This is a genomic window from Bacillus sp. GW823-FHT06A10 (genome assembly GCF_058795375.1).
On sequence record NZ_JBXAHT010000008.1, the window covers coordinates 43,166 to 58,432 of the forward strand.

Here is a 15,267-nt window from a genome sequence, read left to right on the forward strand (position 1 = left end):
TTTTATTTACCAATTTCGTGACGTTTACGATATACCTCATACATTAACAAACTTGCGGCTACGGAAGCATTTAAGGATGTAACTTTACCAACCATCGGTAGAGTGATTAGGAAATCACACTTTTCACCAATAATACGACTCATACCTTTTCCTTCACTACCAATTACTAACCCAATTGGCATTTTACCATCTAAATTACGGTAATCCGTTTTCCCTTTGGCATCTGTACCAGCAATCCAAAGTCCACGTTCTTTTAATTCATCAATTGTACGGGATAAGTTCGTTACGCGCGCAACAGGAATGTATTCAATCGCTCCTGTTGATGCTTTCGCAACTGACGCTGTAAGCCCCACAGCCCTTCTCTTTGGAATAATAATTCCATGAGCTCCTGTCGCATCAGCAGTACGCATAATAGAACCTAGGTTATGCGGATCTTCAATCTCATCTAAAATTAAGAAGAATGGATCTTCATTACGTTTTTCTGCCACTTTAAATAACTCTTCTAACTCCGCATACTGATATGCAGCTACTTGAGCAATTACACCTTGATGATTACCCTCAACTAATTGATCTAACTTTTTCTTTGGTGCATGTTGTAAAATAACCTTATTTTCTTTCGCTAACGCTAGTACAATCTGTACTTGTCCTTTGGCAGCACCTTCTGCGATCCAAATTTTATTTATATCTCTCCCTGATCGTAACGCCTCAATTACAGGGTTACGTCCGATAATATATTCACTACTCATGATGATGTGCCCCCTTCCTTTTCTTCTAAAACTGCAATAGCCTTATATACAATTTCGTCTAATCTTTCACGGTTATTTAATAAATGATGATAACCAATTAGCGCTTCAAAGGCTGTACTATGTCGATATGTTTGTACATCCGTATTTTTTGGAACTGTACCTGAATTTGCATTACGTCCTCTTCTTAATACCGCCTCTTCTTCCTCTGTCAAAAACGCCGTCTCTAATAAATGATAAACAACTTTCGCCTGTGCTTTTGCTGAAACAAAGCTCGTCCCTAATCGATGTAATTGATTAGGGCGAACTTTCCCTTTTTGAAGTAGGTGATAGCGGATATATTGTTCATATACCGCATCACCCATGTATGCTAACGCTAAGCTGTTTAATTGCTTTGCATCAATCATTCTTATCCTCTTTTCCATCTTGTACCTTGAGCGGTATCTTCTAAAATAATATTACGGTCTTTTAAGTCATCGCGAATTTGATCTGATAATGCAAAATCACGATTTTTACGAGCTTCAATGCGTTTTTGAATAAGTGCCTCAATTTCTTCATCAAGCAACTCTTCTTGCGCTAATTCTAACCCTAAAATATCAAATAATGTTTCAAGTTGTTTTACGTATGCTTCAATTACCACTGTAGACGTATGTTCTTCCAGTAAATATTGATTCGCATGATTTGCCACATTATATAACTCAGTGATTGCATTAGCAGTGTTGAAGTCATCATTCATCGCTTCTTCAAATGCAGTCTGGAATTTTTCCAGTTCCGCTAACCATTTCTCATTATGGTCTGTTAAATCAGTACTACTTTCCATACGGTGTTTTAAGTTACCGTAAGCCGTCTTAATTCTTTCCAGTCCGTTATTTGTGCTTTGTAATAACTCTTCACTGAAATTAATTGGATGACGGTAATGTACCGATAGCATAAAGAATCTAATTAACTGCGGATTATATTGCTTAATGATATCGTGAACTAAAATAAAGTTCCCCAATGACTTAGACATCTTCTCATTATTAATATTAATATATCCATTGTGCATCCAGTAACGTGCAAATGTTTTTCCAGTTAACGCCTCAGACTGCGCAATTTCATTCTCATGATGAGGAAATGCTAAGTCTTGACCACCAGCATGAATATCGATTGTATCTCCTAAGTATTTACGTGCCATTGCCGAGCATTCAATATGCCAGCCTGGACGACCTTTCCCCCAAGGGCTTTCCCAGAAGATTTCTCCTTCTTTAGCATCTTTCCATAAAGCAAAATCAAGAGGGTCTTGTTTCTTTTCTCCTACTTCAATACGCGCACCGTGACGTAAGTCTGCGATTGGTTGATGCGATAATTTACCGTATCCTTCGAATTCCTTCGTTCTAAAGTACACATCACCTTCTGATTCATATGCATATCCTTTATTCACAAGTTCTTGAATAAATTCAATAATAATATCCATATTTTCCGTTACACGCGGATGAACTGTTGCGTGTTTGCAACCTAGTGCCGTTACATCCTCAAAGTACGCTTCAACGAAACGGTCAGCAATTGTCGGCACATCTTCACCTAATTCATTTGCTGCTTTAATTAATTTATCATCTACGTCAGTAAAGTTGGACACATACTGCACATCATACCCTTTATATTCTAAATAACGGCGTACCGTATCAAATACCATAGGTGGTCTTGCATTCCCAATGTGAATATAGTTATAAACTGTAGGTCCACACACATACATCTTTACCTTATTTTCTTCTAATGGAGTAAACTCTTCCTTTTGACGTGTTAACGTATTATAAATGTGAATAGTCATTTTTATCCTTCCTTTCTACCTTTACTTCAAGTTGTTTTTTCAATTTATCAAGTTCTACTTCCATGACCTTTAACTTATCAAAAATTGGGTCTGGAAGGTCAGAATGATTTAATTCTTGACCGATTTTTACTCCATTTTGAATAACGACTCGGCCAGGTATACCTACAACTGTAGAATGTGCAGGGACTTCTTTTAATACGACAGAACCTGCTCCAATTTTAGAATTCTCTCCAACTGTAATAGAACCTAGTACTTTAGCACCTGTTGCAATTAATACATTATCCTGAATTGTAGGGTGCCTCTTTCCCTTTTCTTTACCCGTACCACCTAATGTAACCCCTTGATAGATCGTTACATTATCACCAATTTCGCACGTTTCTCCAATTACAACCCCCATTCCATGGTCTATGAAAAAACGACGACCAATTGTTGCTCCTGGATGAATCTCAATGCCAGTAAAGAAACGACTAACTTGTGAGATCCAACGTGCAATAAAGAAGAAATTTTTTTTATAAAAAGCATGTGCAATTCGATGGGCCCAAACTGCATGTAATCCAGAGTAAGTCAAAATGACTTCGAAATAACTTCTTGCCGCTGGATCCTGTTCAAAAACGACTTCAATATCTTCCCGAAGCCTCTTAAACATCGACGTTCCCTCCCCTTTATGGGCTGCTTTTTCGAGTGAACTAACTCCCTACTTATCTCCCTAAATCTTTATACAAGTAGATAAAATTTATACTCATACCTAGTTTTACGGTATAAAAAAAGGCGTCTCTGTCATATTGACAGAGACGCCTTATAAGCGCGGTTCCACTCTGTTTAGGCTAAAAAAGCCTCAAACTCATCTCTGATAACGGTGTACACCGCTTCTGCTTACTTTACGCCCTAAGACGTTTCGCAAAACAATTTACTGTTCAGCAGAAGACTCGAAGGGGCATTTCAAAAATCCACTTATAAACCACTTCCAGCCTAAAGGTGGTTCTCTCTGTAAAAAGCCTGATTTTCTACTTCTCCTTCTCGTCGCTTTTCCTTATTAGGTTTTAAGTATACTTATTATATTTCTAAACCTAGAAAATGTTAACCAATTACTTTTTGAAGACGATTTAAAACTTTTTCTTTTCCAAGAAGTGCAATAGCATTCGGAAGCTCTGGACCATGTGTTTGACCAGTAGTTGCAACACGGATTGGCATAAATAAGTTTTTACCTTTATGACCTGTTTCCTTTTGAACTGCTTTAATAGCCGCCTTAATTGCTGCTGGTTCCATCGCTTCTAGTGCTTCTACTTGACCAGCAAATGCACGAAGTACTTCTGGTACTTGTTCACCTTTTAATACTTCTTGTCCTTCTTCTTCATAATCAACATGATCTTTGAAGAACATTTCAGAAAGCTCTACAATTTCAGCTCCAAAACTCATTTGTTCATGGTATAAAGCAATTACACCACGGATCCAATCTTGATCTTGTTCACTTAAAGTTTCTCCCACACGTCCAGCTTTCACTAAATGCGGTAAACTTAACTCTACAACCGTATCTAAATCTTGCTTTTTCATATACTGGTTGTTCATCCATTTTAGTTTTTGAGAATCAAATAATGCAGGTGATTTTGATAAACGAGCTGCATCAAACATTTTGATAAACTCATCTTTAGAGAAGATTTCTTCTTCACCTACTGGTGACCAACCTAATAGCGCAATAAAGTTAAAGATTGCTTCTGGAAGATATCCAAGCTCTTTATATTGCTCAATAAATTGAATAATAGATTCATCACGCTTGCTTAATTTTTTACGACTTTCATTTACAATTAAAGTCATATGACCGAATTGTGGGATATCCCAACCGAAAGCTTCATAAATCATCATTTGTTTTGGCGTGTTTGAAATATGATCATCACCACGAAGTACATGTGTAATCTCCATTAAGTGATCATCTACTGCTACCGCAAAGTTATAAGTTGGGATTCCATCTTTTTTCACGATAACAAAATCACCAAAATCATTTGAATGGAATGCAACTTCGTCTTTTACGATGTCTTTGAATGTGTAATCACGATTAGCTGGTACACGGAAACGAATACTCGGAATACGTCCCTCAGCTTCAAATTCTTTCATTTGTTCTTCAGTTAAATCACGGTGGTTACCTGCATAACGAGGTGTTTCACCACGAGAAATTTGTCCTTCACGCTCTGCTTCTAGCTCTTCTTCTGTCATATAACATTTGTAAGCTAAACCACGCTCTAATAAATCTAGATATAATTTTTTATAAATATCTAAACGCTCTGTTTGACGATATGGTCCAAATTCACCGCCAACATCAACACCTTCATCCCAGTCCATACCGAGCCATTTTAAGTATTTTAATTGGCTTTCTTCTCCACCAGCCACGTTACGTTTTACATCAGTATCTTCAATACGAATAATAAACTTGCCATCTAAATGACGAGCAAATAAATAATTAAATAATGCCGTACGCGCATTTCCGATATGTAAGTGTCCTGTTGGACTTGGCGCATAGCGCACTCTCACTTGCTTTTCCATAATTGGTACACCTTCCATTCTTAATGTCTACACATTCTATAATTGTACAACAAAAAAATGTGATTATCCATCTTACGAATTAAAAACCATTATTTTTTCTGTAATAATACCACTGCTTGAGAGGCAATTCCTTCTTCCCTACCTGTAAATCCTAATTTTTCTGTTGTAGTTGCCTTTACATTAATTTTATCTATAGACGTTTCTAACAGTTCACTAATACGTTTACGCATACTTTCAATATGCGGTGCCATTTTTGGCTTTTGAGCAATAATTGTACAATCTAAATTCCCTAACTCGTAACCTTGTTCACGCACAAATTCCCAAACTTTTTGCAACAATACAGCTGAATCTGCATCTTTAAAAGCTGGGTCTGTATCAGGAAAATGCTTTCCGATATCTCCTGCTGCAATGGCACCTAAACATGCATCAGCAATCGTATGTAACAATACATCTGCATCTGAATGGCCGATTAATCCTTTCTCGTGTGGAATTGTAATTCCGCCAATAATTAACGGTCTACCTTCTGCAAATTCATGCACGTCAAAACCTTGTCCAATTCGAAACATTCTTTACATCCTCCTTGAGCTAAACCACTGAGCTTTATGACTCTATATTATATCGATATCCTTACAAAGAAAAGCCCGGCCATTGCCGAGCTTTTCTTTGTTATACACCATCACGGCTATTTTTTCAGAACATGAAGGAAACTTTCAGCAATTAGTAAATCCTCTGGAGTCGTCACTTTAATATTATAGTAACTCCCTTCTACTACACCTACTTGCTTTCCAATACGTTCCACGAGACTTGCATCATCTGTACCAAGAAAACAGCTCTGTTTTGCACTTCTATGAGCTTCTAGCAAAAGAGAAACAGAGAACCCTTGCGGTGTTTGTACAGCCTTAAGCTGAGATCGTTCTACCGTTTCGACAACAACACCTTGCTCTACCTTCTTAACTGTATCCTTTACTGGCACTGCACAAATGGAAGCTCCATATTTTTCTGCTGCTGTTAATACATCTTGAATCACTTTATTCGTTACGAATGGGCGCGCTCCGTCATGTACAAGAACGTATTCAACATCACTCGCATGCTGAATCGCGTTATATACACTATCTTGTCTTTCGGCTCCACCCTGAATAAATTGTACCTGTTTTTCAATCGGATACTTCTGCATTAATTCTTCAAAATACGGGCGTTCCTCTTCGTTAATTGCCATAACAATACTTTTGCACGCTTTATCTCTTTCAAAAGCACGTAATGTATGAACGATAATCGGTACTTCATTTATAAGTAAGAACAACTTATTTTTGCCAGCACCCATCCGCTTTCCTTGGCCGGCTGCCGGAATAATTAATGTATACATATTAATAATCCTCTACCTATAATGCTTTTTCTAATAATTTACGTTTTGCGAAAATCATACGACCAGCTGATGTTTGTAATACGCTAGTAACCAGTACATTAAGTTGCGAACCTACATACTCTCTACCATCTTCTACTACAATCATCGTACCATCATCTAAGTACGCAACACCTTGGTTTTGCTCTTTACCATCTTTCACAACATAAACATTTAATTCTTCGCCAGGGAGTACAACTGGTTTAATTGCATTAGCTAAATCATTAATGTTTAACACTGTTACTCCTTGTAATTCAGAAACTTTATTTAAGTTAAAATCATTCGTTACTACAGTTCCACCGGTGATTTTTGCTAACTTTACAAGTTTGCTATCCACCTCTTGAATATCCTCGAAATCGCCTTCATAAATTTCTACCGGAATCGGCATCTCTTTTTGAATACGATTTAAAATGTCTAGTCCTCTGCGACCACGATTACGCTTTAAAGCATCGGAAGAATCGGCAATATGCTGAAGCTCTTCTAATACGAATTGTGGAATCACAATTGTTCCTTCCAAAAACTTCGTTTGGCAAATGTCAGCAATACGTCCATCGATAATTACACTCGTATCGAGAATTTTCCAATGAGTCGTAGATTTTTCTGCTTCTGCCTCTTCGTTCTCGTTATTATTTTTCTTCTTACCTCCGCGTTGGGGTAATGTAAATAATCCTAGCAATTCATTCCTCTTTTTAAATCCTACTTGGAATCCTAAATATCCAAGTAAAAGAGTGAAGAACACTTGCAATACCGTACTAATAACCGGAATTGTAAATTCACGAATCGGTATTAAAATTAAATATGCAACAATAAGACCAGAGATCAATCCTAATGTACCAAATAAAACATCTGCTACAGGCGCCTTTACAAGAGCCTCTTCAATATGCTTAATAAGTTGAACAATATAATCTACAAGCCAAAATGTTGTTAAAAATAAAATAATTGCACCAATAATCGCACGAACATACGATCCTTCCAATAAAGGAACAGCACCGATGTCTAATACATTAATAACTTTTGGGATTAAGTAAATCCCTAACGCTCCCCCGATCACTAGAAAGAAGAGCTGTACGATCCGTTTTAACATCCAACCACCTCCTACTCATTATTAACCATTGTTTCGCTAATCAAAACGCCGAATGCAAAAGCGGACGTGTTTTTTTATAAATAGTTTTATTTACCAATATATCATATCATATACCAAAAATGTTCTAGTGTCGTTATATTATGGAATCAATGTAATATTCTTAATTGTGTCTACTCATATATAGATGCTCTTGAATTCTTTTTAGGCCTTCTCGTATTTTCTTCGCCCTTACTTCCCCAATTCCTTCCACATCATCCAATTCATGAATAGTCGCGCGACAAACTCCTTGCAACGTTTTGAATCGATTAATTAAATTTTCAATGATAAGTGGCGGAACACGAGAGATTTTGCTTGTAATTCGATATCCCCTTGGCGTCACACTTTCTTCTAAACTGGTTTGCCCTGGGTAACCAAGTAATTTAACTAAATCACTATCCTCTAAAAGTTGTGTATTTGCAAGGTCCTGTAACTTTTTCAAAATTTGATGATGGTCTTGTGTTTTCTCCTGATGGTAATCTTTAATTAACAATGCTGCCTCTGCTTCTAAATCAGCTAGTAATTCTGTAAGCTGTAAACGAATTAACCTACCTTCTGTTCCTAGCTCATGAATATAGCTCAATATTTCATTTTTAATACGCAGTACCATTTCAACACTATGTAAAACGTGAACTACCTCAGACATTGTAACGACCTCTTCAAATTCTAGAATGCCCAAATTCGTAATACCATCATTCCATACAGCCTTATATTTTTCTAACGTTTGAATAGCTTGGTTTGCCTTTGTTAAAATAACCCCTATATCTTTTAGTGTATAACGTAAGTTCCCTTGATATAGCGTAATTACGTTACGTCTTTGTGAAATGGCCACAACAAGGCTGCCCGTCTGCTTCGCTACACGTTCTGCTGTTCGGTGACGCATACCGGTTTCAATAGAATCAATAGATGCCTCTGGAACTAACTGTGCATTCGCTATTAAAATTTTACTTCCCGTTTCATTTAAAATAAGTGCCCCGTCCATTTTTGCTAATTCATATAAACTAGCAGGAGAGAATGCACAATTAATGTGAAAACCACCATCCACAATACTTTTAATCTGCTCATTATATCCAAGAACAATTAGCCCCCCTGTTTGTGCGCGAAGTACATTATCTATCCCTTCACGCAGTGGTGTTCCTGGGGCCACGAGCTGTAAAATATTAATCATACTTTTGACACGTTGCTTATTTTCTTCCATAGCCTAGCCTCCTAATGTCAAACGAAGCGCTTCTCCTAAATTAGAAACACCTACAACCTCAATCCCATCCGGAATTGTCCATCCTCCTAAGTTTTTTCTAGGAATAATAACACGTTGAAATCCTAATTTAGCCGCTTCTTGTACACGTTGTTCGATTCTTGATACTCTTCTTATTTCTCCAGTTAATCCTACTTCTCCTATTACTGCATCAGTTGGTGCCGTAGATTTATCCCTAAAACTTGAGGCTATACTTAAAGCCACTGCTAAATCAATTGCCGGTTCGTCTAATTTCAAACCACCAGCTACTTTTAAATATGCATCTTGATTTTGCAATAGTAAACCTGTTCTTTTTTCTAATACTGCCATAATAAGCGAAACACGGTTATGATCAATTCCCGTCGCCATTCTTCGAGGATTTCCAAAACTAGTGGGGGAGATTAATGCTTGTATTTCTACTAAAACCGGTCTTGTTCCTTCCATTGAAGCAACTACTGTTGATCCTGCAACACCAACCGGCCTTTCCTCAAGGAAGATTTCAGAAGGATTTAAAACTTCCGCAAGACCAAGCTCTTTCATTTCAAAGATACCCATTTCATTCGTGGAACCAAAACGGTTCTTCACAGCCCGTAAAATACGATACGTATGGTGTCGATCTCCTTCAAAGTAAAGAACTGCATCGACCATATGTTCTAACATACGAGGTCCTGCAATTGCTCCTTCTTTTGTCACATGCCCGACAATGAAAATAGGGATTCCTTTTGTTTTTGCAAGTTTCATTAATTCCGCTGTACATTCACGTACTTGTGCCACACTTCCTGGTGCTGACGTCACTTCAGGTAAATGTATCGTTTGAATAGAATCAATAACAACAAAAGCTGGATTCATCTCTTCAATATGTGCTGCAATACGCTGCAGGTCTGTCTCTGCTACAACAAATAGATTGCTACCCTTTACATGCAAACGATCTGCACGAAGTTTAATCTGCTTTGCCGACTCCTCACCCGATATGTATAATACATCATATGAAGAATCTGCTAATTGTGATGAAATCTGTAATAGTAATGTTGATTTTCCAATCCCAGGGTCTCCACCAATAAGCACTAAGGACCCATCTACAATTCCACCACCAAGCACACGATTAAACTCTTGAAATTCCGTTTCAATACGTGCCTCAGACTTTGTTTCTACTTCGGTAAGACGTCTTGGTTTTGTTACTTCCGTTTGAATTGCATTCGCGTAATTAAGGCGCCTAGATGATACAACTGGCTCCATTTCTTCAACAAGTGTATTCCATTGACCACATCCAGGACATTTACCCATATATTTTGGTGACTGATAACCACATTCTTGACATATAAATTTCGTTTTCTTTTTAGCCATACCTTTTTATAGTTCACTTCACTTTCGTCTATAAACGTTTATCCTTCTCGTACAAGAAAGAGGGCTATCGCGTAGCCCTCTTTGTTTGTCTATACTTATTTTACCTTTTCCGCACTATGAATGACAAATGATTCTCCTTCTACATCAAAGATAACTTTTTGTCCTTTCTCAATAGCACCTTTTAAAAGTTCTTCTGATAGTCTATCTTCTACATGTTTCTGAATTGCTCTGCGAAGTGGACGAGCGCCATACTCACGATCAAATCCTTTATCTGCAATAGCTGAAATTGCCCCTTCCGTTAAGTGCAATTCGATTTCTTGTTCTTTTAAGCGATTAACTAACTGATTTACCATAAGAGTTACAATCTCTTGAATATGTTTTTTCTCAAGCATATGGAATACGATAATTTCATCAATACGGTTTAAGAATTCTGGACGAAATGCCTTTTTCAGCTCATCCATTACTTTACCTTTCATATCCGAATAATCACGGCTTTCATCTTGTACATTAAATCCAAGATGTTTGTTACGTTTTAACGCCTCGGCACCAACGTTAGACGTCATAATAACAATCGTATTACGGAAATCAACTGTACGTCCTTTAGAATCTGTTAAACGACCATCTTCTAATACTTGTAGTAAAATATTAAACACATCCGGATGAGCTTTCTCTACCTCATCTAATAAGACAACTGAATATGGCTTGCGACGAACTTTCTCTGTTAATTGTCCACCTTCTTCATATCCAACATATCCTGGAGGAGAACCAACTAAACGGGAAGTAGAATGCTTCTCCATGTATTCTGACATATCGATGCGAATCATTGCATCTTCATCACCGAACATAGATTCTGCTAGTGCTCTTGCAAGTTCTGTTTTACCTACACCTGTTGGCCCTAAGAAAATAAATGAACCAATTGGGCGCTTCGGATCTTTTAATCCTGCTCTTGCACGACGAACAGCTTTTGCTACAGCTACTACTGCTTCATCTTGACCAATCAAACGATCATGGAGAATGGATTCTAAATTTAATAATTTATCAGTCTCTGTTTGTGCAAGTTTAGAAACTGGGATACGCGTCCATGTAGAAACGACATTTGCAATATCTTCTACCGTAACCTCTGAATTTTCTTTTCCTTGTTGCTCTTTCCATTGACGTTTTGTATCTTCTAACTTCTCACGTAAGCGTTGCTCCATATCACGTAAGGATGCAGCCTTTTCAAATTCTTGACTTTGTACAGCTGCATCTTTTTCTTTTCGAATCTCCTCAAGCTTCACTTCAAGCTCTTTTAAGTTTGGTGGTGTTGTATAAGAACGTAAGCGAACTTTTGAAGCAGCTTCATCAATTAAATCAATTGCTTTATCTGGTAAAAAGCGATCTGTAATATAACGATCTGAAAGTTTTACAGCTGCATCAATAGCGTCATCTGTAATAGATACACGGTGATGCGCCTCATAACGATCACGTAAACCTTTCAAGATTTGAATCGATTCTTCTAAACTTGGCTCATCAACATGAATTGGTTGAAAACGTCTTTCTAAAGCCGCGTCTTTTTCAATATATTTACGATACTCATCTAAAGTTGTTGCCCCAATACATTGTAACTCTCCTCGTGCTAAAGATGGTTTTAAAATATTCGATGCATCGATTGCACCTTCTGCTCCACCTGCACCAATTAATGTATGAAGCTCATCAATAAATAGAATAATATTGCCTGCTTGGCGAATTTCATCCATCACTTTCTTTAAACGATCTTCAAATTCACCGCGATATTTCGTTCCAGCTACCACTGTACCCATATCTAGTGTCATAACACGCTTATCTCTTAAAGTTTCAGGAACTTCATTATTTACAATTTGCTGTGCTAATCCTTCTGCGATTGCCGTTTTACCTACACCAGGCTCACCAATTAATACTGGGTTGTTTTTCGTTCTACGGCTTAATACCTCAATTACACGTTGAATTTCTTTACCACGTCCAATAACAGGGTCTAAGCGATTTTCACGCGCAACAACTGTTAAGTCCCTTGCTAAACTGTCAAGTGTCGGTGTATTTGCATTTGATGCTGAACCACCTTGATGACCTGAACTAGCTTCATTACTTCCAAGAAGTTGTAAAACTTGTTGTCTTGCTTTATTTAGACTTACACCTAAATTATTTAAAACACGTGCGGCTACACCTTCACCTTCACGGATTAAACCGAGTAAAATGTGTTCTGTTCCAACGTAAGAATGGCCTAGCTTACGCGCTTCATCCATAGATAATTCAATAACCTTTTTAGCACGAGGTGTATAATGTACAGTTTGAGAAGCTTCTGTTCCACGCCCAATTAACGCTTCTACTTCTTTTTGAACTTTCTCTGGACTTAATCCAAGAGCAATTAATGCTTTTGCTGCAATTCCTTCACCTTCGCGTACAAGCCCAAGTAAAATATGTTCTGTTCCAATATTATTATGCCCAATACGAATTGCTTCCTCTTGAGATAAAGCTAATACTTTCTGTGCTCTTTCTGTAAATCTTCCAAACATCATAGAAATCGCCTCCTACTTGCGCTTAGTTTTTTTCAATACGTAATCGCTCACGGATTAAGGTTGCTCTTCGATAATCTCTTTCTTCTGGCCCTAAAGGTCCACCTGCGTATTGTTGTAAAATACCTGGTTGTGTAAGAACCATTAGCTCAGTCAAAATATTTCTCGATATACCTTTTATATATCCTAGATCAATACCAAGTCGTACATCCGATAAGCAATTGGCTGCTTCTGCAGATTGAATTAAACGACTGTTTGCTAGTATGCCGTAAGAACGATAAACCTTATCTTCAAGTTCAATACTTGAATTTTGTACAATTAATTCTCTAGCTATTTTTTCTTGCTGTATAATTTGTTGAATGACACTCTTTAAATCTGCAATAATATCTTCTTCAGACTTTCCTAGCGTCATTTGATTTGAAACTTGAAATATATTACCTAACGCTTCGCTACCTTCACCGTATATTCCTCTTACTACTAACCCTAATTTTTGAATTACTTGTATAATACGGCTAATTCTTTTTGTTAAAACCAGTCCCGGTAAATGAATCATCACAGAAGCTCTTAACCCTGTGCCAACATTAGTAGGACAACTTGTAATATATCCAAGTGACTCATCAAAAGCGTATTCAACTTCTTTCTCAATCCAATTATCTATTTGATTGGCGCTTTGAAGCGCCTCTGATAACTGTAATCCTGAAAATAGGCACTGAATCCGAATATGGTCTTCTTCATTAAGCATAACACTAATATGTTCACTTTCTGATAGTAGACATGCTCCATATTCTGTCCCTGCAAGATTTGGACTAATTAAATGCTTTTCGACTAAAACTCTCCTTTGAAGAGGGGTTAATTCATTCATCTTTAATAGTCCAAACTCCCCAAAGGACCCTACTGCTTTATTTATAAATTTCTTTTTGAATAGTTCATGAATCTGTTTAGCTTCTTCTTCGTTTTGCATAGTGGAAAATTGATATTGTTTAAAATTACGAGCCAAACGAATTCGACTACTTAAAACAATATCAGAATCAGGGCCATCCCCCTTCATCCATGGACTAATTGCTTCGTTCATAATTTTGTCCAGTGACATAGAATTATTCCCCCTCCCTATGCTCACTAAGCTGTATTTCAAGACCTCGGATTTTATCCCTTACCTCTGCAGCTTTCTCAAATTCCTCTTTCTGTACGTATTGTTTCAGAATAAGTTTTAGTTCATCTAATTCTTTCTTTAAGTGGATATTTCCTTCTATACGTTCCGGAATTTTTCCACAATGTTCTGTATGCCCACCGTGAAGGCGTTTTAATAATGGCTTTAAATGCTCCTTAAATGTATCGTAACAAGAAGAACAGCCAAAACGTCCGACTTTTGTAAATTGTTCATATGTCATCTTACAATCTGGACACCTTACTATATCTGCATTTGAAAATCCATTTTTTCCTTCTTCAAACATTGTTGATTCACCGTGTAATAAACCAGCAAATAAATCATGAAATGAAAAGTTAGACTGCGATGATTGAAAGAAAGACGTATAGCCACTTTGCTCTGCACATTGCTCACAAAGATGAACTTCCGCCTTCTTCTCGTTAATTACTTTTGTATAATGTAAAGTTGCTGGTCTTATGTTACAGTTTTGACAAGTCATCACTATCCCCACCTTTACAACAGGAACGCTCTATCTCATGGTACTTTTCATACATTACTAGATTGTTCGCTTTCCTGAATCCATTTAAATAAAAGTGCATGTTCTTTTTCAAAACTTCTACAATATTTAACTGCTTTATCTTAGTTATCAATCTTTTACAAAAGTTATATTTATTTATATTTCAGTGTTCTTAACATTGCGCATAATATTCGAGCCCTAAGTTCATCTCGAGAAGGAACATCCATTGATAATACAGAACGGTCTATTACACTTAACATCAGTTTCGCTTCACGATTTGTTATGATTCCCTCTTCTATTAAACGTATAATCATACTTTCTGCATTCCCTTGCGCAACGCTATGATCAATCATATGAAGCATTTGATCAATAATGTCTATATCATCATGCAGTTTGACTTTTATAATGCGAATGTAACCTCCTCCACCACGTTTACTTTCTACTACAAATCCTCTTTCTAACGTAAAACGGGTATTGATTACATAATTGATTTGAGATGGTACGCACTCGAATCGATCCGCAATCTCATTTCTCTTGATTTCAATCACATTATTATTACTTAAGTCAATAACTTGCTTTAGATATTGCTCAATGATATCAGATATATTTCTCATTTATCCGCCACCTTTATTGACTTTGACTATCTTTGACTTTAATTATATACGTATTAATAAAATTTGCAACTCTTTTGCTTATTCACTATCCTAGCCACATTCCCCTGTATTTAAACAAAATATGAATACTTTAAACACATTTTTTATTACTATGGATTATAAAATAAAACACGAAAAAACACGAGTCATTTGACTCGTGTTTTAGTTGCTTGGCGACGTCCTACTCTCACAGGGACAAGGTCCCAACTACCATCGGCGCTAGAGAGCTTAACTTCCGTGTTC

General features: G+C 37.0%; 14 protein-coding genes and 1 other annotated feature. All 14 genes read right to left on the reverse strand.

The annotated features are described in order from the left end of the window. Positions 1 to 2 precede the first annotated feature (2 nt). On the reverse strand, positions 3 to 746 hold the full coding sequence (gene rlmB / locus AC1Q8M_RS27185) for a 23S rRNA (guanosine(2251)-2'-O)-methyltransferase RlmB (RefSeq protein ID WP_000093765.1): 744 nt from the start codon (positions 744 to 746) through the stop codon (positions 3 to 5). Then, on the reverse strand, positions 743 to 1,150 hold the full coding sequence (locus AC1Q8M_RS27190) for a Mini-ribonuclease 3 (protein WP_000564261.1): 408 nt from the start codon (positions 1,148 to 1,150) through the stop codon (positions 743 to 745). The genes rlmB and AC1Q8M_RS27190 overlap by 4 nt, the downstream gene beginning before the upstream one ends. Positions 1,151 to 1,152: 2 nt before the next feature. Beyond that, the gene (gene cysS, locus AC1Q8M_RS27195) at positions 1,153 to 2,550 is read right to left on the reverse strand and encodes a cysteine--tRNA ligase (RefSeq protein WP_000152273.1); all 1,398 of its coding nucleotides are present in this window, start codon (positions 2,548 to 2,550) and stop codon (positions 1,153 to 1,155) included. Continuing rightward, positions 2,531 to 3,196, reverse strand: coding sequence for a serine O-acetyltransferase (cysE, locus tag AC1Q8M_RS27200; RefSeq protein ID WP_000476500.1), 666 nt, complete (start codon positions 3,194 to 3,196; stop codon positions 2,531 to 2,533). Before cysE ends, cysS begins: the two co-directional genes overlap by 20 nt. A gap of 138 nt (positions 3,197 to 3,334) precedes the next feature. Continuing rightward, positions 3,335 to 3,580: a binding site (T-box leader), on the reverse strand. 47 nt (positions 3,581 to 3,627) lie between these two features. Then, entirely contained in the window at positions 3,628 to 5,085 is a 1,458-nt protein-coding gene (gltX, locus tag AC1Q8M_RS27205; RefSeq protein ID WP_000415150.1) for a glutamate--tRNA ligase, read from the reverse strand. Between the two features lie 89 nt (positions 5,086 to 5,174). Then, positions 5,175 to 5,651, reverse strand: coding sequence for a 2-C-methyl-D-erythritol 2,4-cyclodiphosphate synthase (gene ispF, locus AC1Q8M_RS27210; RefSeq protein WP_098855670.1), 477 nt, complete (start codon positions 5,649 to 5,651; stop codon positions 5,175 to 5,177). A 116-nt stretch (positions 5,652 to 5,767) separates the two neighbouring features. Further along, a complete protein-coding gene (gene ispD / locus AC1Q8M_RS27215; protein WP_000288307.1) occupies positions 5,768 to 6,448 on the reverse strand; it encodes a 2-C-methyl-D-erythritol 4-phosphate cytidylyltransferase in 681 nt (226 codons plus the stop codon). A 16-nt stretch (positions 6,449 to 6,464) separates the two neighbouring features. Further along, positions 6,465 to 7,568 (reverse strand): PIN/TRAM domain-containing protein, encoded by a 1,104-nt coding sequence (locus AC1Q8M_RS27220; RefSeq protein WP_000919679.1) that lies wholly within the window; start codon positions 7,566 to 7,568, stop codon positions 6,465 to 6,467. A gap of 160 nt (positions 7,569 to 7,728) precedes the next feature. Further along, positions 7,729 to 8,802, reverse strand: a complete 1,074-nt coding sequence (disA, locus tag AC1Q8M_RS27225; protein WP_000392164.1) for a DNA integrity scanning diadenylate cyclase DisA — start codon at positions 8,800 to 8,802, stop codon at positions 7,729 to 7,731. A 3-nt stretch (positions 8,803 to 8,805) separates the two neighbouring features. Beyond that, a complete protein-coding gene (gene radA / locus AC1Q8M_RS27230) occupies positions 8,806 to 10,182 on the reverse strand; it encodes a DNA repair protein RadA (RefSeq protein WP_001085199.1) in 1,377 nt (458 codons plus the stop codon). Between the two features lie 95 nt (positions 10,183 to 10,277). Continuing rightward, a complete protein-coding gene (clpC, locus tag AC1Q8M_RS27235; RefSeq protein ID WP_000971170.1) occupies positions 10,278 to 12,713 on the reverse strand; it encodes an ATP-dependent protease ATP-binding subunit ClpC in 2,436 nt (811 codons plus the stop codon). Positions 12,714 to 12,735: 22 nt separating this feature from the next. Then, positions 12,736 to 13,800 carry a protein-arginine kinase McsB gene (gene mcsB / locus AC1Q8M_RS27240; RefSeq protein WP_000050836.1) on the reverse strand — a complete coding sequence of 355 codons (1,065 nt, stop codon included), beginning with the start codon at positions 13,798 to 13,800 and terminating at the stop codon, positions 12,736 to 12,738. 4 nt (positions 13,801 to 13,804) lie between these two features. Continuing rightward, positions 13,805 to 14,353 (reverse strand): protein-arginine kinase activator protein McsA, encoded by a 549-nt coding sequence (gene mcsA, locus AC1Q8M_RS27245; protein ID WP_000128385.1) that lies wholly within the window; start codon positions 14,351 to 14,353, stop codon positions 13,805 to 13,807. Between the two features lie 170 nt (positions 14,354 to 14,523). After that, complete coding sequence (ctsR, locus tag AC1Q8M_RS27250) at positions 14,524 to 14,985, reverse strand: transcriptional regulator CtsR (RefSeq protein WP_001244560.1); 462 nt, start codon at positions 14,983 to 14,985, stop codon at positions 14,524 to 14,526. Between the last annotated feature and the right edge of the window lie 282 nt (positions 14,986 to 15,267).